General features: G+C 72.0%; 13 protein-coding genes and 1 pseudogene. 9 read left to right on the forward strand and 5 right to left on the reverse strand.

Translation table 11 applies throughout. From position 1 onward, the window contains the following. Positions 1–91: 91 nt before the first annotated feature. Positions 92–607, forward strand: a complete 516-nt coding sequence (locus ACFFJB_RS06645; RefSeq protein ID WP_376830472.1) for a DUF6790 family protein — start codon at positions 92–94, stop codon at positions 605–607. A 12-nt stretch (positions 608–619) separates the two neighbouring features. Here ACFFJB_RS06645 and ACFFJB_RS06650 read toward each other — a convergent pair whose 3' ends face one another. From ACFFJB_RS06650 to nikR, 3 genes are all read right to left on the reverse strand, one after another. Further along, positions 620–1,381: a class I SAM-dependent methyltransferase gene (locus ACFFJB_RS06650; RefSeq protein ID WP_376830473.1), complete on the reverse strand. Its 762-nt coding sequence runs from the start codon at positions 1,379–1,381 to the stop codon at positions 620–622. Between the two features lie 311 nt (positions 1,382–1,692). Then, positions 1,693–2,433 carry a hypothetical protein gene (locus ACFFJB_RS06655; RefSeq protein ID WP_376830474.1) on the reverse strand — a complete coding sequence of 247 codons (741 nt, stop codon included), beginning with the start codon at positions 2,431–2,433 and terminating at the stop codon, positions 1,693–1,695. Between the two features lie 205 nt (positions 2,434–2,638). Continuing rightward, positions 2,639–3,124, reverse strand: a complete 486-nt coding sequence (gene nikR, locus ACFFJB_RS06660; RefSeq protein ID WP_376830475.1) for a nickel-responsive transcriptional regulator NikR — start codon at positions 3,122–3,124, stop codon at positions 2,639–2,641. A gap of 613 nt (positions 3,125–3,737) precedes the next feature. Here nikR and ACFFJB_RS06665 point away from each other — a divergent pair. Both ACFFJB_RS06665 and ACFFJB_RS06670 read left to right on the forward strand, forming a co-directional pair. After that, on the forward strand, positions 3,738–4,772 hold the full coding sequence (locus ACFFJB_RS06665) for a hypothetical protein (protein WP_376830476.1): 1,035 nt from the start codon (positions 3,738–3,740) through the stop codon (positions 4,770–4,772). A 130-nt stretch (positions 4,773–4,902) separates the two neighbouring features. Next, complete coding sequence (locus ACFFJB_RS06670; RefSeq protein WP_376830477.1) at positions 4,903–6,033, forward strand: hypothetical protein; 1,131 nt, start codon at positions 4,903–4,905, stop codon at positions 6,031–6,033. A 68-nt stretch (positions 6,034–6,101) separates the two neighbouring features. On the opposite strand, the gene ACFFJB_RS06675 is transcribed toward ACFFJB_RS06670, so the two are convergent. After that, the gene (locus ACFFJB_RS06675) at positions 6,102–6,251 is read right to left on the reverse strand and encodes a hypothetical protein (RefSeq protein ID WP_376830478.1); all 150 of its coding nucleotides are present in this window, start codon (positions 6,249–6,251) and stop codon (positions 6,102–6,104) included. 2,097 nt (positions 6,252–8,348) lie between these two features. Here ACFFJB_RS06675 and ACFFJB_RS06680 point away from each other — a divergent pair. From ACFFJB_RS06680 to ACFFJB_RS15005, 6 genes and pseudogenes are all read left to right on the forward strand, one after another. Continuing rightward, positions 8,349–10,511 (forward strand): type I secretion system permease/ATPase, encoded by a 2,163-nt coding sequence (locus ACFFJB_RS06680; protein ID WP_376830479.1) that lies wholly within the window; start codon positions 8,349–8,351, stop codon positions 10,509–10,511. Beyond that, complete coding sequence (locus ACFFJB_RS06685) at positions 10,508–11,998, forward strand: HlyD family type I secretion periplasmic adaptor subunit (RefSeq protein ID WP_376830480.1); 1,491 nt, start codon at positions 10,508–10,510, stop codon at positions 11,996–11,998. The genes ACFFJB_RS06680 and ACFFJB_RS06685 overlap by 4 nt, the downstream gene beginning before the upstream one ends. A 270-nt stretch (positions 11,999–12,268) precedes the next feature. Beyond that, entirely contained in the window at positions 12,269–13,912 is a 1,644-nt protein-coding gene (locus tag ACFFJB_RS06690; RefSeq protein WP_376830481.1) for a choline dehydrogenase, read from the forward strand. Positions 13,913–14,337: 425 nt separating this feature from the next. Next, positions 14,338–15,075 (forward strand): hypothetical protein, encoded by a 738-nt coding sequence (locus ACFFJB_RS06695; protein ID WP_376830482.1) that lies wholly within the window; start codon positions 14,338–14,340, stop codon positions 15,073–15,075. A 30-nt stretch (positions 15,076–15,105) separates the two neighbouring features. Continuing rightward, positions 15,106–16,146 carry a hypothetical protein gene (locus ACFFJB_RS06700; RefSeq protein ID WP_376830483.1) on the forward strand — a complete coding sequence of 347 codons (1,041 nt, stop codon included), beginning with the start codon at positions 15,106–15,108 and terminating at the stop codon, positions 16,144–16,146. Further along, positions 16,061–17,502 (forward strand): annotated as a pseudogene (locus ACFFJB_RS15005) (autotransporter outer membrane beta-barrel domain-containing protein); the annotation flags it as partial. The gene ACFFJB_RS06700 and the pseudogene ACFFJB_RS15005, both read left to right, overlap by 86 nt. A gap of 1,317 nt (positions 17,503–18,819) precedes the next feature. Here the strand turns inward: ACFFJB_RS15005 and ACFFJB_RS06715 are convergent. Beyond that, positions 18,820–20,016 (reverse strand): IS256 family transposase, encoded by a 1,197-nt coding sequence (locus tag ACFFJB_RS06715; protein ID WP_376828581.1) that lies wholly within the window; start codon positions 20,014–20,016, stop codon positions 18,820–18,822. Between the last annotated feature and the right edge of the window lie 30 nt (positions 20,017–20,046).

The following is a 20,046-nucleotide window of genomic DNA, read 5'->3' on the forward strand; positions in this document are numbered from 1 at the left end:
GCAGGCCGCGACAGGCGCGCCGCCGGCAGGGCGCGACGGGCGCGCCGCCATGCCATTGCGGCGCCGCACAGGGGGCGCCAGGGGGGAAAACATGCAGACGCTTGTCGTGCTGGCGCTGTCGAATTTCACCGTCACCTTTCTGCTGGTCGCGCTCGCCGTCGCCCTGGCCGGAATGGCGCGGGCGCCGAAACCGCTCACGCGCCGCCTCGTGACGGAAAAACTGCTGTTCTGGTACCTGTTTTTCGGCGTCGGCCTGACGTTTCTCTACAACGGGGTGATGCACGCCGCCTTCAGCGAGATGACGGCGAAATTCATCGGCTGGGCCAACAGCCCGTTCCAGCTGGAGGTGGGCTACGCCAGCTTCGGCTTCGCCGCGGTGGGCTTTCTGGCCTGCTGGCGCGGGTTCGACATGCGCCTCGCCGCCATCCTCGGGCCGGCGCTGTTCCTGTGGGGCGCCGCCGCCGGCCATGTGCGGTCGATGGTGGCGGACCACAATTTCGCGCCCGGCAACGCCGGCTCCATTTTCTGGACCGACATCATCACGCCGCTGCTGGGGTTTCTGCTGCTGTGGCTGCGGTATCGCGGTGAGCGGGCGCGCTCCGCCTGACGCGGACCCGCTTCAGGCGTCCTTCTCCACCACGCCGAGCCGCATGCGCACCGGCCAGACGATGCGGCGCGGCCGGTCGGGATCTCCCCACAGCGCGCCAAGCTCCGCGGCGAAGCGGGCGAGCGCCGTTTCGCCCTGCGCGCCGGCGCGCTTCACCGCCGACCAGGTGGAGAGGTAGCCGACAAAGGCCTCGGCCGGCCATTCGGCGGTGATTTCGAATGGCGGCGGCTGCAGCTCGCGGAAGGGAAAGGGCAGGCCGGCGTAACCGGATTCGACCAGCCGCCGCCCGGGCGGCCAGAACGGTCCCATCTCCCCGTAACAGAAACGCCGGAAGCGCGCGTCGAGGTCCGGATCGCCGAGCCTGGCGACGCCATAGCTGAGCAGGGCGACCGGCGCGCCCGGCGCCGCGACGCGCCGGACCTCGTCATAAAACCGCGGCAGGTCGAACCAGTGCGCCGCCTGGGCGGCGGTGATCAGGCTGACGCTGGCGTCGGGCGCGGGCAGCGCCTCGGCCGGGGCGGCCACGTAGCGCACGTTGGGGTGGGCGGGGGCGTGGGCGATCTGTTCGCCGGCGGGGTCACAGCCGATGACCCGCTCAAAATGTCCGCCCAGCAGCAATGTGAGCTGGCCGCCGCCGCATCCCGCGTCGAGGGCGAGGCGACGGCCCGGCGCGAGGTCCGCGAGAAAGCTGGCGATACCGTCGGGCCAGGCCGGGCGAAAGCGCGCGTAGGCGTCGCCGCCCTCGGCGAACCAGTTTCGGGGCGCGTCGGCCATGGGCCGTTCTCCGTCGCAGTCGCGGCGGACCCTCGCCACGCGGTCCGGCGGCGCGCCTTTCGGGATCTCCTGACAGGCGCGGCGGGGGCCGCGTGACGGATGCATCCGCCTGAAGACCGGTCGCGGCGGCCGGGGGGCCGGGAAAAGGCTCCACGCCCGCCGTTTCCGGCGGGGATACTAGCCCACGATCGCCGGCTGCGCCGCAGTTTTCTGATTCGCCTTCCCGACGCCGCCTGCGGCGCGGCGCCGCGGCGGCGGCGACCAGTTCCGCCTCCGGCGCCGCGCGGGCTGGCCGCGGCGCGTCCGCCCGCTCATGCGCCCCGTCCGCCGGCGGGAGGCGGTTCGCTCCGGCTGGTCCGGCCGAACAGTCGTGACTCGGCGCGGATGGCGATCTGGGTGTTCAGGAACCGGGGCAGCCAGGGACGGACGCCCTCCACGCGGACGATGCGGTAGTACTGCGACAGCAGGCGGACCAGCGCACGGTAATCAAAGCCGCGGTGGCCGTCCTGCGGAACCCGCTCGCAGCGCCCCAGCGTCTGGTTGACGAAGTCCCGGAAGCTGTGGTCGGCCCGGAACCCGTACACATGCTTCTTGTAGAGGAACTTGGCCGCGAACAGCGGCCCGGTTTCAACCGGAACCGTGGCCAGCAGCAGCGGCGCGCAGGCCGCCAGCCGCGCCACATAGGCCTCCAGCGCGCCAGGGCGCGGCAGGTGCTCCAGCGTCTCGAGCGCCAGGGCCACGTCCCAGCGTCCGCTGACGTCGGCCGGATCGCTCGACCGGCGGAACTCATGCTGCGGGTAGCGGGCGATGGCCTCGTCCAGCCCGCCGCCCGTTCCGGCGTCCAGCCCCAGATACCGGGTGGGCGTGAAGGACAGATATTGCAGCGAGCGGGCGTTGAAGCAGCCAAGCTCGATCACCGCGCCCGAAAGTCCCCGCGTCTCCCGCCGGAGCCAGTGAAAACGCCCTTCATGCACCCACTTGCGCAGGCCATGGCTGAACAGTTGCCTGTCATATTCGGTGAGCGGAACAGGATCCCGCGCGCAACCTGACATTGATTTGCTCCGGCTTGCCCGTCGCGCCGAAGTTGTTTCGTGTTTTCACCAGAAATTTATTGTTCGCCTTGTCTTGCGTGACAAGCGGAAAGCGGCGCCGGCCGGCGCGGGAATCCGGGGCGCGCTGAGAGGCGCGCTGCGGCGCTTCGGGCTGCGGAGGAGGGGGGCGCAGGCGCGGCTGCGGGACGGGAGCGCGGGCCCCGCGTCAGCGGTCGCGGGCGGCGGAGGTCCCCCGCGGCGCCGGCGCATGATCGTGGCTGTGGTCATGGCCATGAGGGCGGCCGGCGTGCGGGCGCGCGGGGATGATGGTCAGCGCGCCGTGTTCCAGAAATTTCTGCGAAATCACCCCGTCGGCGAAGGTCCGCAGCGCTGCGGCGTCGCCGCGCAGGATGCTGACTTCGAGGCAGCGGCCGGAATCGATGTGCACGTGCAGCGAGGAGACGGTGAGGTCGTGCGCCTGGTGGTGCATCGCCGTCAGACGCGTGGAGAGATTGCGCGCCTCGTGGTCGTAAACATAGCTCAGCACGCCGAAGCAGCGGCCGGCGGCGCCCGCCTGCAGCGCCGCCTCCCGCAGGCCGGCGCGGGCCAGGTCGCGCAGCGCCTCCGAGCGGTTCGGATAGTTGCGCAGCGCAATCATGCGGTCGAGCTCGGCAAGGAGACCGTCGTCAATGGTGATGGTGATGCGCTGCATGTCCGCCGTCTCTCCAGCCGCCGCCTGCGGCGGTTCCGCGCGCCGCGCGGGGCGCGCAATTCTAGTCGTGGCGAGGCAGGCGATCCAGCGCCATCCGCGCGCCGGCTTTTCCGGGGCCAGCCGGCGGCGGGGCGGCGGGGTCCGCCGGCGGCGGGGCCGGCGAAGGCGGGCGCGCACGCCGCGCCCCGCGTGACGCCGGGCCTCGCCCTCGCGCCCGGCCGGAGGGAGGGACGGGCGAAGGGAGCCAGACGACGGGCGCTGGGGCGGCGCCGGCAGGGCGAATGGCGTCGCGGTCCCGTCGCGGCCGCCGGAGGGCGCAGGCGCGGTTGTGCGCCCGCACTGTCGCGCCCCTGCGGCCAGGCTCGCCGGCAGGCGTCCGGCTCCTGCCTTCGGCCTGCCGCGCGGTCCGGGGCGCGCGGCCGCGCGAAACGGCCTCTTGCGCCGGACGGCGCGCGCGGCGGCCGCCGGCGCCAGTCCGGCCGCCAGCCGCATCAGCAGGTGTCGTTAACAATTATTGACAATATATATCACGGATAATTTTGTCGTCATCGGCGCAAACTGAATTTAATTCAGAAAACATCATTCATGACGTCCGTATTTATGGAAGTGATCCATGTTGCCGGATCTGCGGCTTGTCCCGAAACAGCACGCCCATCTCAGACAGATCACCGACAACGGCGCGACGAATTTCGCCGGCGCCTGCGACTATCTGTGCGAGGTGCTGCAGAAAGGCAGCTTCAGGGCCGCGGCGGCCGGGGTCGCCTACATCGGCCCTTATGGCGACATCATCCGCTGGCTCATGGCCGCGGCCGACGTGCTGCGCGACAACCGCCAGAGCGCGATGAACCTGACCATGCGCAGCGTGCTCGGGCAGTCGCTGGCCGGCAGCCTCGCCATGGACGAGGGCGCGGCGGAGCGCGTGGCGGTCGAGGTTGCCGAACATGTGACGCGGGGCCTGATCCGAACCGTGCTGCGCCGGGGCGTCATTCCCGGCGCCGCCCGGTTCCTCCAGCGCGACCTCGCCGCGACCGAGTGGCTGGCCGGCGCCACCATCGGCGGCTGGGCGGGCGCGATGTGGTTCTGGGACGTGCCCCTGTCCGCCGACCCGTACGATACGGTCGGCCACCGCATCGAGCGGAACGCCCGCGAATATGAAAATTTCCTCGCCCTGAACGCGCGGGCGGCGCGCGCGGCCGCCGCCGCCCTTGGCTGCACGCCTGAGGATGTCCTGGGGTCCCTGGAGGTCCGGCCGCCAATCCGGATCAAGGAGCTGCTGGCCGGGGAGGCTGGCCCCGCCCCCTGCGCCGCTCCCGTCACGCCGTTCGCGACGCCCGAGGCGGCCGCCGGCGACGTGCTGGAGTCGCGGGACCGCGCCGAAAGCGCGGGCTGGTCCGCGGCGGAGTGGGTGATGTTGCGGCCCGAAGGGTGGGATCCCGCCGCGGTCCGCGACGGCTGGGCGGATCTTGCGCCCGCCGCCGCTCCGCTGGCGCAGATCATCGCCGGCGGGCCGGAGGCGGGCGCCTTTGACGCCGGCCCGCCCGCCGGCGCGCAGCCGGACGGGGGAAGCCAGCCCGCGGGCGGGGCCGCCGCCGGGCCGCTGGCGCCGGAGCCGGACCCGCTGTTCCGGCAGGCGGGGCAGTGGCCATGACGTTGCGCCTGTTTCGGAAATTGCGTGTATTGTACAATTATTGTAAATATATATCACAAACTGTTTAATAGATCGTCGCCTCAAATTTGAATAGTTCGCAGTTGACGACATCAATATCCAAGAGGCGATAATGTTCAATGAAATGAAGCTGGAATCCCGCCAGCTTCTGATGCTCGACGAGCTCACCGCAGGCGGCAGCCGCCATTTCGCCGCCGGTTACGAATATGTGCGCGGCCTGCTGGAGCTTTACGTGGCCGACCCCGCCAACGCCGCCAGCGTCGCCGCCTGCGGCTACAGCGACCTGACGAAATGGCTGCGCATCGCGGCGGCGGTCAGCCGCGATGACGCCGGCAGCGTCGAAAACCACGTGTTCCGCAGCGTCGTCAGCCGCGCGCCGCGGGCGCCGGATACGCCGGACCTGGCGAATGAAATATCGGAGGAGGTCGCCAGCGGCGTCTTCGAGGTCCTGCTTTCCGGCCATTTCGTTCCCTCCCTCGCCGACGTGCTGCGCCTCGAGCTTGCGGTGACCGGGCAGCTGTCCGGCGCCTCAGCGGGCGGCTGGGGCGGAGCGCTCTATTTCTGGAACGCGCAGCTCACGCCGCTGGAGGGCGACACCGTCGGCGCGCGCATATCCGCTGACCCGCACCAGTACGCCACCTTTCTCGCCCTGAACGCCCGCGCCATCACCGATGCGGCCGGGGCGCTGGGCCGGCTGCGCTTCGACGTGCTCATGGCGCCGGAGGTGCAGACGCCGGAGGCGGTGCGCGGCGCGCTGGCCGACCGCATCCTCTCCCTGTTGCTGCTGCCCGGGGGAGCCGTCGATCCGGCCAGGAGTCCTGACCTCTATGTCCCCACCAGCGCCAGCTGGTCCGACAGCGACAGCGTTGACGACGCCTCCTGGCGGCGCTGGACGGGCCCCCGGGGCGACAGCGGCCCGCCGGACGCTCCGGACGCCGGCGTCGCGGCGGACGGCCCGGCGGGGGACGCCGCAGGCGGCGCGGAATGGGCCGCGTCCCCCGCCGGGGAGGCGCCGTGTCGGCAGGGCCGGCGGGTGCTGGCCGAGGTGAACGGGGCGCGCGCCGGCGGGGCGGAGCCCATGCCGGTTCCCGGCGCGGCCCTGGCGCAGGCGATGGCCGTCGCCGGACCTTACGAGGGCGCGCTCCGCCCTCCGGCTCCCGATGAGGGTCTGGAGAACGGCGTCGCGGCGGATCCGCGCCGGCCGCCGGGCCAGGCGGAGCTGTTCGCGCCCCGCTCGTGGTGACCGGGGGGGCGGGTCCTGCGCCGGCGGCGCCGTCCGCGCGGGCGCGCCGCCGCCGTACGGATCTGGTTTCAGGGAACAAGCGAATGCCCGGTCCTGAATTTGACGAGGCGCGGCTCGGCCTGCTGGAGGCCCTTGCGGCCGCCGGCGGCGACGCCTGGGCCGACGCCTGTGACTGCATGCGCGACGCCCTCGAGGCGTTCGTCGACGATCCCGCCCATGGCGACGATCCGCAGCTCGACGCCTGCCGCAGCGCCGTCGTCTGGCTGCGGATCGCGGCGGCGGTGAGCCGCAACGATCCCGGGAGCGCCGTCAACGTGTTCTGCCAGCGCGCCCTGCAGGTCGCGACCGGCGAGACCAGCGCGGCCCGCTGCCAGCAGCTGCAGCTGGAAATGTCCGGCGCCGTGGCGCGGGAGGTGATCGGCGCCGCCATCCGCGAGCGCGCCATGCCTGACATCGGCGACGTCATCGCGACTGAACTGGCGGTGGCGCGCGAGCGCGCCGGCCTCACCCCCGCCGCCTGGGCCGGCGCGGCGTTTTTCTGGAACGTTCCGCTGCCGGGGCGCGGGGGTCAGACCGTCGGCGCGTGCATCGGCGCCGACGCGGCGGAGTATGAGCGGTTTCTGGAGATCACCGCCCGCGCGGCGGTGCAGGCGGGGGCGGCGCTGGCGCTGCCGCTACCCCATGCGCTCGCGGTTTCCGGCATAACCGTCCCGGAGCCGGTCCGCCGCGACCTGGAAAGCCGCATCGCCCGCGTCATGGCCAGTCATGACGGTCACGGACCGCCCGGGGCGGCGGAGGAGACCGGCGTCGCCGGCTGCTGGCGCGACGATGTGGACGCGCTGGCGCGGCTGTTCGACCAGCGCCGCGCCAGCGCGACGGCGGAGCGTCTGCTGCCGGAGCTCCATTCCGGCTGGCTGCAGGATTATCTGGAGCTGTGCGCCAGGGGCGAAGTTCCCGGGCCCGGCGCGCCCGGCTCCGGCCTGCTCCCGGAACTGCCTGCGGACGGCGGCCCGCGGTGGCCGCGCGACGCCGACACGTCATGGTCCAGCCCGCACGTCAGCCTCGACACGATGTCCGAGCCGGAGGACGCGCGCGACAGGTCCTTCGCCTTCGTTCCGCCACCTGGGACCGCAAGCGCGCTGGCGGCGTGGGACGCGCCCGACGACGCCGCGACGCCAGCCGGCGCGTCCTGCGCCAGTCCCGGCGCATTCCGGCCGGACTCCTGGCCATTGCGGCGCGACTCCGGCCCGTCGCCGGCGTCCTGCGCCTCCGCGCCCGGCGGGAGAGAACGGGGAGCTGGCCGGATGACGCCGGCGACCCCGGCGACGGCTGGAGCGGCCTGCGCGCAGCGGTCGCGCCCTCCCGCTCCGAGGCGCATGTCGGCCGCCCGGGCGGCGGGGAGGAGGCGGAGCGTCCGGCGTCCGCGTCCGGCGCGGCCGAGGGCGGGTTCGCCGCCATACTGCGCCGCTGGCGGGCGGGCGATCTCGGCGTGCTGTGCGGCGCGGATCCCGCGTCCGCGGTTGCGGATGACGCGCCCGCGCCGCCGCCGGCCCCCGGGCCGGACTCGCCGCGCCCGCGGCCGACATTCACCCTGTGGGACGACGGGTTCGCGGCGGAACCGGCGGCGGCCGCCGCCGCGGAGCCGGATCCGCCGGACGCCGGGCGGGCCGGCGCCGCCCTCGCCAGCCGCCTGCCCGCGCGGGACGCCGGCGCGGCGTGCTCCCGGGGAGAGGCGGCCGCCCCGTGGTCGCCCCTGGCCGCGGCGCTCCATGCGCCAGCCGCAGGCGCCGACGCCGGCGCGGCTTCGGCCGCGGCGGCCATGCTCACGGACCAGCGCGTGGTCCCCTTCGCCGGCGCGGCGCCGCCGCTGTCGGCGCCGCCCACCCCGCCGCCGCTGGCCGCAGACGGCTGCTGAGCCGCGCCGGATCCCGGGACCCTCCGCGCGCCACGGGCGCCGCCGTGCGGCTGCACGGGGCGCGCCGGGCCCGGCGGGCGCGAATCCTGCACGCCGGCGCCGGCCGCTGCGGCGGCGCCGGCGGACCATCGCCGGCTGGCGGAGGTCCGGTCGCCGGCGTCCGCCTGGCTGGCGAATGCGGCCGCCGGGCGCGCTGGCCGCGCCGGTCCGGCAAGCGGCGGTCACCGTCCTGTCCCGGCCGCGGCGGCGCCTGCGTCGCGGTTCCGGCCTGGCCGCCATCGCCGGTCCGCGACAGGAGCGCGCGGCCGGCTGCTGCGGAAGGCGCGCCCGCAAGACCACCGTCCGCAGGACCGCCGCCCGGCGGAGCGCTCCTGCACACCGCTCCTGGAGGCGAGCCCGCATGACCAAACACCTGGGCGCCGGCGCGCCTCGCGCGCGCCCTGACGCCGTCGACACTGGCCTTGCGGCGCTGTGCGCCGTGGCCGGCTATTACCGTATCAGCCTGCTGCCGGAGCAGGTGGCCCGCCGGCACGCACTCAGCGGCCCCGCGACGGCGGAGGACGTCGTGCGGGCAGCCCGCGCCGCCGGGCTGAAGGCGCGCGCCGTCGCCATCCGCGACCCCGAACGGCTGAGAACCCTGCCGTTTCCGGCCATCATCGCGACGGACGCCGGCCGTTTCGTCATCTTTGGCGGGCCGTGCGGGGGCGGCGCCTACCGGCTCATCGATCCGGTGAGCTTCGCCGTCGCCGAGGCGTCCGGCGAGGAGGCGCTGCGCGCCGGCGGCGGCCGCGTCATCCTGGTGCAGCGGCGTCTCGGCGGGCCGGGGCAGGACGCGGCCTCCTTCGGTTTCCGCTGGTTCGCGCCGTCGCTGTGGCGTTACCGGCGGCCGCTGGCCCACGTGCTGCTGGCCTCGCTGTTCATCCAGATTTTCGCACTGGTGACGCCGCTGTTTTTCCAGGTGGTGGTGGACAAGGTGCTGGCCCACCGCTCCCACGCCACGCTGGCGGTGCTGGTGGCCGGGCTGGCGGCGGTCGGCCTGTTCGACGCCGTGCTGCAGTATCTGCGCGCCTATGCGCTCACCCACACCGCCAGCCGCATCGACGTGGAGCTGGGCCAGCGTCTGGTGCGGCGCCTGCTCAGCCTGCCGCTGTCCTATTTCGACGCCCGTCCGGCCGGCCAGACCGTGGCGCGCATCCGCGAGCTGGAGACCATCCGGGCGTTTCTCACCGGCCAGGGGCTGTTCGCCGGGCTGGATCTCGTCTTCACCCTGCTGTTCCTGGCGGTGCTGTTCGCATGGTCGGCGACCCTGGCGTGGATCGTGGTCGCCTCCATCCCGCTGTATGTCGCCATCGGCGCGGTGGTGCGCCCGCTGCTGAAGGAACGCGTCGACGAGAAGTTCCGCTGCGGGGCGCTCAGCCAGCAGCTGCTGGTGGAGAGCGTCGTCGGCATGCAGACGCTGAAGGCGGCGGCCGAGCCGCTGGTGGCGGCGCAGTGGGAGGAGCGGCTCGCCGCCTATGTGCGCGCCTCCTTTTCCGCCGCCATGCTGTCGGCGAAGGGGCAGGGGGCGATCCAGTACGTCAGCCGCCTCACCAGCGCGGCGCTGCTGCTGTTCGGCGCCCGCGCGGTGATCAGCGGCGAGATGAGCGTCGGCGCGCTGGTGGCGTTCAACATGATCGCCGGCCAGGTGGCGCAGCCGGTGCTGCGCCTGTCGCAGCTGTGGCAGGATTTCCAGCAGGTGCAGGTGTCCGTCGCCCGCCTCGCCGACATTCTCAACGCGCCGCCGGAGCCGGCGCCGGCGACGCCGCTGTCGCTGCCGCCGCCGCGCGGCGCCGTCAGTTTCCGTAACGTGACGTTCGGCTACGCTCCGGGGGCGGCGCCGGCGCTGAAGGACGTCACCCTCGACATCCGCCCCGGCGAGATGATCGGCGTGGTCGGCCCCTCCGGCTCGGGCAAGTCGACGCTGACCCGGCTGGTCCAGCGCTTCTACATTCCTGACAGCGGCCAGGTGCTGGTGGACGGCGTCGACATCTCCCGTGTCGATCCGGCGTGGCTGCGCGCGGGCATCGGCGTGGTGCTGCAGGACAGCCTGCTGTTCAACCGCACCATTCACGAGAACATCGCCCTGTGCGATCCGGCCATGTCGCGGGAGGCGGTGACGCAGGCGGCCCGCCTCGCCGCCGCGGACGGCTTCATCGCCCGCCTGCAGCAGGGCTACGACACGCTCATCGAGGAGCGCGGCGCCAATCTCTCCGGCGGCCAGCGCCAGCGCATCGCCATCGCCCGCGCCCTGGCCGCCCGCCCGCGCATCCTCATTTTCGACGAGGCCACCAGCGCCCTCGACTATGAGAGCGAGCGCGTCGTTCTCGCCAACATGCGCGAGATAGCCCGCGGACGCACGGTGATCATCATCGCCCACCGGCTCGCCGCCGTGCGCTTCTGTCACCGCATCATCGGCATGGAGGACGGCCGCGTCGTCGAGGAGGGAACCCACGCCGCGCTGCTGGCGCGCGGCGACGGTCCCTACGCGCGGCTGTGGCGGCTGCAGCACGGAGAAGCGCCATGACCGCGGCCGCCCGCCTCATCGCCTTCCTGCGCCGCCGGCGGGCCGCGGCGCAGGCCGCCGCCGACCGGGAGTTCCTGCCCGCCGCGCTGGAGATCCTCGAAACGCCGCCGTCGCCGGTGCGCATGGGGCTGCTGCTGTTCATCGTCTGCCTCGCCAGCTTCACCCTGGCGTGGACATGGTTCGGCCGGTTCGACGTGGTCGCCACGGCCCAGGGCAAGGTGCAGCCGGCCGGCCGGGTGAAGGTCGTCCAGTCGGCGCTGCCGGGGAAGGTGGCGTCCGCCCCGGTTCCCAACGGCGCGCGGGTGCGCGCCGGCGAGGTGCTGGTGCAGCTCGACGACGCCGAGCTGCAGGCCGAGCGCCGCGCGCGCGCCATGGCCTGGGACGCCTGGCGCGCGGAGGCGCAGCGGCGCGAGCACAGCCTCGCCGCCGTGGCGGGGCTCGGCGCCTGCGGCGGCGCGCCAGACGGCGCGCGGCTCGCCGGGCTGCGCGCCGCGCGCCTGGCGCTGCCGGAGGACATCCATCCGGCCGTGCGCCGGCGCGAGGAGGCGCTGTTCGCCGCCGAGCTCGAACGTCTGGCCTCGGCGCTGGAGGCGCTCGCCGCCCGGCGACAGGAGCGTTGCGTCGAGGCCGCGGGCCTGGCCCGCGCCATCGAGGCGCGCGCCAGGCTGGCCGGCGTGGCAGGCGAGCGCGTGGACATGCGCGCGGCGCTGCTGGCGCGCCAGGCGGGCAGCCGCGCCAGCCTGCTCGACGCCCTGGAGATGCGCCACCGCGAAGAAAGCGCCCGGGTGGAGCTGGAGGCCCGCAGGGCCCAGGCCATGGCCGCGGCCGTGGTGATCGACCGCGAGGCGCGCCAGACGCTCCACGCCTTCATCGCCGAACAGCGCCAGCGGCTGTCGGAGGCCGCCCGCCAGGCCGCCGCCGCGCAGGAGGAGCTGGCGCGGACCGCCAGCCGGCTCGGCCTGCTCGCCATTCGCAGCCCCGTGACCGGCGAGGTCCAGGCCTCGGCGATCACCACCCCCGGCCAGGTGGTGCAGCCGGGGGCCGAGCTGATGCGCGTCGTGCCGGACGGCGGGCCGCTGGAGATCGAGGCCTATCTGCCCAACCGTGACGTCGGCTTCGTCGCCGCCGGCCAGCGGGCGGTGATCAAGGTGGAGGCCTTTCCCTTCACGCGCTACGGCGTGATCGTGGGCGAGGTGGTCCATGTGGCCCGCGACGCCGTGCCCGAGCCGGACGCCCGCCAGCTGGAGGAGGCGGCGGCGAAGGAGCTGCAGGCGCTCGCGCCGGCCGGCGCGCAGCGGGTGCAGAACTTGGTGTTCCCGGTCAGGGTGCGGCCGTGCGCCGGCCATATCGTCGTGGAGGGCCGCCGCGTTCCGCTGTCGCCGGGAATGGCGGTGACGGTGGAGATCACCACCGGGCGCCGGCGCATCCTGGAATATCTGTTCGCCCCGGCGGCGCAGGCGCTGTCGGAGGCGATGCGCGAACGCTGAGCCGGCGCGGCGGAGCGGCGCGCCGCAGGGCCGTTCCCCCGGGACTTCTTCCGGACGACGTCCGCGGAACGGCCGTCGCCAGATCCAGCCCTGCGTCTGTGGAACATGCGCCTGCAAGTTACGGATGCTTGTCAGTTTTCGCAGTCTGCGAGACATTCGTCTCGCCGGAACAGGGCCGCCCGCCGCGCGGCGGGCGGCGGTTCCGGCGGGCAGGACCGCCGGCGAACGGCGGCCGGAAAAAAACACGGGACTGACGGGGAAGGACCGCCCATGGACGCGTACGATTACATCATCGTCGGCGCCGGCAGCGCCGGCTGCGTGCTCGCCGCCCGGCTGAGCGAGGATCCGGCCGTGAAGGTGCTGCTGCTGGAGGCCGGCGGCGAGGACAGGAGCATCCTGTTCCACATGCCCGCCGGCGTGGGCAAGCTGATCGGCGGCGAATTCGCCAACTGGCACTATTACACCGAGCCGCAGCAGCATCTGAACGGCCGCAAGCTGTTCTGGCCGCGCGGCAAGGTGCTGGGCGGCTCGTCCTCCATCAACGGCATGGTCTACATCCGCGGCCACGCCCGCGATTACGACCAGTGGCGGCAGATGGGCAACGAGGGCTGGAGCTTCGCCGAGGTGCTGCCCTATTTCCGCCGCGCCGAAAGCAACCAGAACGGCGCCTCCGCCTTCCACGGCGGCGACGGCCCGCTGGGGGTGAGCAATCCGCCCGGCACCAACGTGCTGTTCGACGCATTCGTGCAGGCCGGCCTGCAGGCGGGCCACCCGCGCACCGACGATTTCAACGGGCCCCGGCAGGAGGGCATGGGCTATTACCAGCTCACCATCCGCGACAACCGCCGCTGCAGCGCCGCCGTGGCCTATCTGAAGCCGGCGCTGGGCCGGCCCAACCTGCGGGTCGAGGTCAACGCCCTGACGTCGCGCGTGCTGTTCGAGGGCAGGCGGGCCACGGGCGTGGAGTATGCGCAGGGCGGCAAGACCGTGCGCGCCAGGGCGGGGCGCGAGGTCATCCTGTGCGGCGGCGCGGTGAACACGCCGCAGGTGCTGATGCTCTCCGGCATAGGCGACGGGGAATATCTGCGCGGCTTCGGCATTGAGGCGGTGGCGGACCTGCCGGGCGTGGGGCGCAACCTGCAGGATCACCTCGACGTGGGCGTGCAGTATGAATGCCCGCTGCCGATCACGCTGCACGGCCAGAACCGTCCGCTGGCCCGCCTGAAAACCGGCCTCGCGTACCTGCTGTTCCGCAAGGGGCTTGGCCGCTCGCCGGGGCTTGAGTCCGGCGCGTTCCTCAAGACCCGTCCGGATCTGGAGATTCCGGACGTGCAGATCCATTTCGTGGCCGCGATCACCATCGACCACGCCCGCACGCCGTCAGACCGCCATGGCTTCACCATCCACGTGTGTCCGCTGCGCCCGGAGAGCCGCGGCTACATCGGCCTGCATTCGCCGGATCCGGCGCGGGCGCCGCTGATCCAGCCGGAATACCTGTCGGCGGAGCGGGACATTGAGGTGATGCGCGCCGGCGTGCGCATGATCCGCGACATCGTGGGCCGGCCCGCCATGGACCGCTACCGCGGCCCAGAATACGCCCCCGGCGCGGCGGCGCAGGACGACGCGGCCATCGACGCCTGGATCCGCGACGCCGCCGAGACGCTGTATCACCCGGTGGGAACCGCCCGCATGGGCAATGACCCCATGGCGGTGGTGGACAGCCGCTGCCGCGTGCACGGCGTCAGCGGCCTGCGGGTGGTGGACGCTTCGGTGATGCCGACCCTGGTGGGCGGCAACACCAACGCGCCGACGATCATGATCGCGGAGAAGATCTCCGACGACATCCGCGGCCGCGCCCCGCTGCCGGCGGAGCATGTGACCATCGCCGAAGACCTCAGCCGCGACGCCGCGTGAGGCGCCCGCCCCGGTCCGGCCCGCCGCCGGGCCGGGACGCCGCCGCCTGCGCGCGCCGTCGCCGCGGGGCCGCGCGGGCAGGCGGCGGACTGCATTCTCCGTAATCAATTCTTCCAGCAGTTATGCAAATCATGGGCATATTGCATATAATAAGTGCAGAAAATTGCTGGCGCTGCGTCGCCAGGCAGATTTGAGACGTTTCCATTCGCCCATAAACTTCCGGTCGCGGGACTGCTACGGTCAGGTTGCGCCGCCGCAGTGTCGCCATGTTGTGTGACGCGGGCGCCGACGCGGGTCGCCGGCTCCGCGAGCGCGACGCCGTCGCCGGCGGCGGATCGCGCCTGCCGCTCACGGGGGACGGCGGCGGTCGCCCGCGCCGGAAATGCCGCCGGCGTACGCGCCGGTCTGCAGGGGGGAAATCGTCGATGACGCGCGCGCGGTTCTCGTGCTTTCGTCTGGCGGCGGCGCCCCGGGCGCGACAGGCGCCGCGGCCGCGCGCCAGGGTTTCGCGGCCGGCCATGCTGCTCGCCGCCGCAGCGGCGGCGCTGGGCGCGCCTTTCGCCGCAGCCCCGGCGTGGTCCCAGGCCTGGGACATGTACCAGGGCTATACTGAAAGCCGCGTCATTCCTTACGCAAACACGCTGCCATACCATGAACTGGTTTCCGGCAGGCATGCGCTGGAGGTGGCCGCCCATCTCGGCTCCAGCACCGCGGCCACGAAATTCACCGTGGACACCGGCTCGACCGGCATCGCCGTCAGCGCCGGGCTGCTGCCGGATTTCGACGCGGGCGGCGTCATGGGCTGGGTGTATTACGACAGCTCCAGCCTGCTGGCCGTCGGCCATTTCACCACCACCGAGGTCCATTATCTCGACGGCGACGGCAATGTGGTGGCCACGGCCACCGTGCCGGTGCTGGGCGTGACCCGGAAATACTGCCTCGCCGACGCCAAATGCCAGCACATGGTGTCCGGAGACGGCGGAGGAGGCGGGGGCGACGCCGGCATCGCCATGATGGGCGTCGGCGTCAACCGCACCTCCATGGGCGTCGTCAGCGAGACCGGCCCGCTCGCCCAATATCTGCCCGAGACGGGCGGTTATCTCGACAGCGCCCAGGCGGCGCCGGTCATCGCCGCGCTCAGGACCGCGCCGCCGATCTCCTAGGCCTATTACCCGCTGGTCAACATCAACGGCATGGGCGAGACCATGCGGCGGGGCTACATCATCGGGCCGTCTGGCGTCGAGGTGGGGCTCACCAGCAGCAACACCGCCGGTTTCGCCTTCCAGAACCTCGCGCCGGCGCCGCCGGGCAGCTACGCCGGCGTCACGGGCGGCGCCGGCAACTGGCTGTCGGCCACCATGTCCGTGACGGCCTCCGCGGGCGGCGCCAGCGGCTCGGCGCCCGGCGACTTCCTGCCGGACACCGGCCTCAACAACGGCTACCTCTACATGCCGGGCGTCACGCTGCCCCACAGCAAGGACGAGGCCGGGCACACCGTGTACGCCAGCGGGGTCACCGTCACCCTGCGCCTGCTGGGCGGCGCGCCGGACACCTATTACACATTCACCATCGGCGGGGACTCGCCCTATGCGCCCACCAGCCTCGGCGTCGGCCTGCCGCCGAAGGGCCGGACCGACCGCGCTTTCCTGAACTCCGGCCTGCATTTCTACGGGGCGTTCAGCTATCTGTATGACGCCGAGGGCGGCTTTGTCGGCTACAGCCCGGGCCCGCTGTTCGACAGCCGCTACGCCGGCTTCGCCCAGGTGCTGGCGGCGAGCGGCGAGCTGGCGCTGGACGCGCCGCTGACCGTGTTCGCGCCCACTTTCCTGATCGACCAGGCGACGATCCGCACCAGCTCCACGGCCGTGTTCGACGGCGGGCTCACCGGCCCTGGCGGGCTCACCGTCGCCGGCGGCGGCGCGGTGACCCTCAACGGCGTCAGCACCCACGCCGGCGGCGTGAACGTGGCCTCCGGCCTGCTGGTGCTGAACGGCGCGCTGCCCGGGGCGGTGAACGTGGCCCGCGGCGCCGCCTTCGTGAACAACGGCGCCTATGTCACCCACGGCGCCGCCTTCACCAACGCCGGGACGTTCGTCAACGCCGGAACCGTGACCGGTGATCTCACCAACGCCGGGCAGCGCCGTCAACATGGCCGGCGGCGTCATCGACGGCTCCGTGCACAACAGCGGCAGCCTGAAGAACAACGGAACCATCACCGGCCAGGTGATCAATGAGGGCGAGCTCAGCGGCGAGGGCGCGGTGGGCGCGCTGGTGGCGCGCAGCGGCTCGCGCGTGTCGCCAGGCAATTCGGTCGGCGTCATCCGCGTCTCGGGCGACGCGGCGCTGGAGCCGGGCTCGGTGCATGTGGTGGAGGTCGGCCCGGACGGCGTCGCCGACCTGCTTGAGGTCGGCGGCCGCGCCAGCATCGGCGGCATCATCATCCAGACCGAGGCGTTGTCCGGCTTCACCCCGGCGCTGGGCGCGTCCTATCCCATCCTCATCGCCGCCGGCGGCGTGAGCGGCGCCTATGCGGCGCTGGAGGGCGAACTGTTTCCGCTGGCGGAATTTCCGTTCCTCGCCACCACCCTGTCGTATGGCGCGAATGTGGTGTCGCTGGACATCGTCCGCTCCGGCGTTCCTTACGCCGCGGCGGCGCTGACGCCGAACCAGGCGGCGGCGCAGCAGGCGGCGTCGCGCCTCAGTTTCCAGACGGCGCCGCCGGCCTTCCAGGCCCTGTCCGGTTCGGTCTACGCCTCGGCCATCGGCGTGATGCAGGCGCAGTCCGGCTATGTGCGGGAGATTGTGAACGGCCGGCTGCGCTCCGCGTCCGCGGGCGGCGCCGCGACGGAGGGCGCGCCGCCGCCGTCCGCGATGGCGGCGGCGCTGTGGGGCGCGGCCTATGGCGGCTGGCGCATCGGCTTCGCCGGCGGTTATGGCCGCTCGACGCTGAAGGAGAGGCATGGAGCCGCCTCCGGAGACATCGACAACTACACGGCGGCCGTTTATGGCGGCGGCGATTTTGGCCAGGCGTCGCTGCGGTTCGGGGCGGCCTATAGTGGCATGACCTTTCGGTCGGCCGCGTGGTGACGTTCCCGGGCCTGTCTTCGGTCGCCGGCGCCAGCGTGGACGCGGCCACGGCCCAGGCGTTCGGCGAGGCGGGCTACCGCGTCGCCCTGGGCGGGGTGGAGGTGGAGCCGCATGTCGGGCTGGCGCACGTGAACGTGTCGACCCGGGCGTTCCGCGAGACGTTCTCGCCGGCGGCGCTTCAGGGCGGGGGCGACAGCCACGCCAGCACCTACGCCACGCTGGGCGTGCGCCTCTCCGGCGGCATGGCGCTGGGGCCGGGGCGGCTGACGGCGCGGGCGACGCTGGCGTGGCGCCATGCCTTCGGCGCGGTTGATCCGGCGGCGCGGCTGGCTTTCGCCGGCGCCGGCGCGCCGTTTGTCGTGACGGGCGCGCCCGTGGCCCGCGATGCGGCGGTTGTGGGCGCGCGGCTTGATTACGCGGCGACGGAGGCGCTGACGCTGTCGCTGGCCTATGACGGCCAGCTGTCGCGCGACGCGCGTGAAAACGCCGTGCGCGCCGCCTTCTCCTGGCGGTTCTGAGGCGGCCGGGGCGCGGCCCGGACCGCGCCGGCTGACCGCGGCCCTATGCGTTGCCCGCGCGGCCGCCCTGTTCAGGCGTGCGGCGGGGCAGGGCCGCCCCGCCGCGCCTGCCCCTTCTCCTCCGCGCTCCCGGCGTCTGCGCGTTTTTCGCGCGCGTCTGACCGCATCACGGGCCGCCCGGCTCCAGGCGCGAGGGAACCCGCGTTATCGCGACGGGTTTACCGGCAGCGCAACCTGGGAAACGCTTGTTCAACCGCATCAAACAGGCCATTGGCGCCGTCGCGCGCTGCGACACGCGTCCGGAGATCCGCCTTGTCGCCGCGAAGCGCATCGCGACCCATACCGGGCGGCCGAGGTTCTGAGGCTGGGCCCTGGATCGCAAGCTGCCGGCGCGCCCGGCTCACGCGTCGGGCAGGGCGGCGGGGCAGGGCGCTCCGTCCTGCGCGTTGCGGGCGAAAGCCGGGCGGCTGCGCAGGCCCCGTTTGGCCGCGGTCATGTCCCGGGGATCCCCGCATCCCGTGAGGGGCCGGGCTGGACAGGCGTTTTCCGGCGCGCCGGATCCGTGCGGCCAGCGTCCGCCGCTGCTTAATATTCACCATTTTCTTTGTGGAAGCGTCACATGCCGCCGTTCAGGGCGCCCGTCCAGGCCGGTTTCCGTCGGGCCGCAAGCTTGTCAGCGTCTGACGGCAAGCTGATGTATTGTAGAAAGAGCGTTTTACCTGATAATGCCGGCATGCGGGAGTGTGTTTTCTGCATGAATTCTGTTAATGACTTGAACGGAAGTTGATCAGGCGCGCTGGCCCGCGCACGCAACGCCGGCGCCCTGACGTGGCCGGCGCTCCGCCTGCCGTGAGCGCTATGGGGGACTGCGCAATGACCGGAAAGGGGGGATGCTCACATTTTGTCAGATTGTCCGGGGAATACCGGCGGCGATCCAGCGCCAGGAACGGCCGGATTGCCGGCGGATATGTCGCCCCCCGGTAACCGGGCGGCTGCCGGCCGTCCGGACCGCTGATGCGCCGCCACAGCCTGGGGGCGTGGCGCCGTTATGCCGCCGGCGACACCTGTAACGGGCGCGTTTAACGGCCGCCCGACCGGAGCCCGGCCGCTTACGCGCGGTTTCTCCATGGTTTCGCATGACCTGGAAGGTTTGTCATGGCCGGTTTGTTCCCGGCGCGCTTCCGGGATACCGCATGTCCGCCTGGCGGCGGTCAGTCTGGCGCCAATAAGGTAAGAAGATGATGTCCCAGGACGTGGTGTAGCTTAGACGGCCACGGCTCATCCCAGAGGGTCGGATGAGTGTCAGCTTGTTGCTGGCAGGCTGATGAGTGGATCATCGCTCATCGTAGCGATTGTCTCAAGGGTCATATAGCGGGATCGCTGGACGGCCCATTCATCGTTCTGTTCGAGCAGCAGTGCACCGACCAGGCGCACGATAGCGTCGTCGTTGGGGAAGATGCCGACGACCTCTGTCCGCCGCTTGATCTCGCCGTTCAATCGCTCAATCGGGTTGGTCGAGTGAAGTTTGGCCCAATGCTGCTTGGGAAAGGTCATGTAGGCGAGCACGTCTTGCTCGGCGCTGTCCATGAGACTGGCGAGCTTCGGCACCTTTGGCCTGATCTGGTCGGCGACGTTGCGCCACTGGGTGCTTGCCGCCTCCGACGTGTCCTGAGCGAAGGCCGTGGCAATGAAGGCGGAGACGACACGCCGTCCGCTCTTTCCAGCATGGGCCAAAGCATTGCGCATGAAGTGCACCCGGCACCTCTGCCAGGTAGCGCAGAGCACCTTCGATACTGCGGCTTTGATGCCCTCATGCGCATCTGAGACGGCGAGCTTGACGCCACGCAGACCCCGCCTGGTCAGCTTTCGAAGAAACTCGGTCCAGATCGCCTCGGCCTCGGACGTGCCGATCTCCATGCCGAGCACTTCGCGTCGGCCGTCGGTGTTGACGCCGACGGCAATGATGACTGCAACAGAGACGATGCGCCCGCCACGCCGGACCTTCAAATAGGTCGCGTCAATCCAGAGGTAGGGCCATTCGCCTTCGATGGGCCGGTCGAGAAAAGCCTTCACCTTCTCGTCGATCTCCTCGCACAGCCGGGAGACCTGGCTCTTGGAAATGCCCGACATGCCCATGGCCTTAACGAGGTCGTCAACCGAGCGGGTCGAAACGCCCTGGATGTAGGCTTCCTGGATCACCGCGGTCAGGGCTTTCTCGGCCATGCGACGCGGCTCCAGGAAGCTCGGAAAGTAGCTGCCGGTGCGGAGTTTCGGAATGCGAAGTTCTACTGTTCCGGCCCGCGTCTCCCAGTCTCTGTCGCGGTAGCCGTTGCGCTGGGCCAGCCGAAAGGCATTCTTCTCGCCATAGGCCGCGCCTGTTTTCGCGCCGACCTCCAATTCCATCAGCTTCTCGGCGGCAAAGCCGATCATCTCGCGCAGCAAATCGGCGTCAGCACTCTTCTCAACGAGCGAGCGCAGGTTCATCATATCGTCGGTCATCGGTGGTGTCCTTCAGGTTGGTTCTAAGCA

This window comes from Camelimonas abortus (assembly GCF_042432745.1).
GTDB classification, from domain to species: Bacteria; Pseudomonadota; Alphaproteobacteria; order Rhizobiales; family Beijerinckiaceae; genus Camelimonas; species Camelimonas abortus.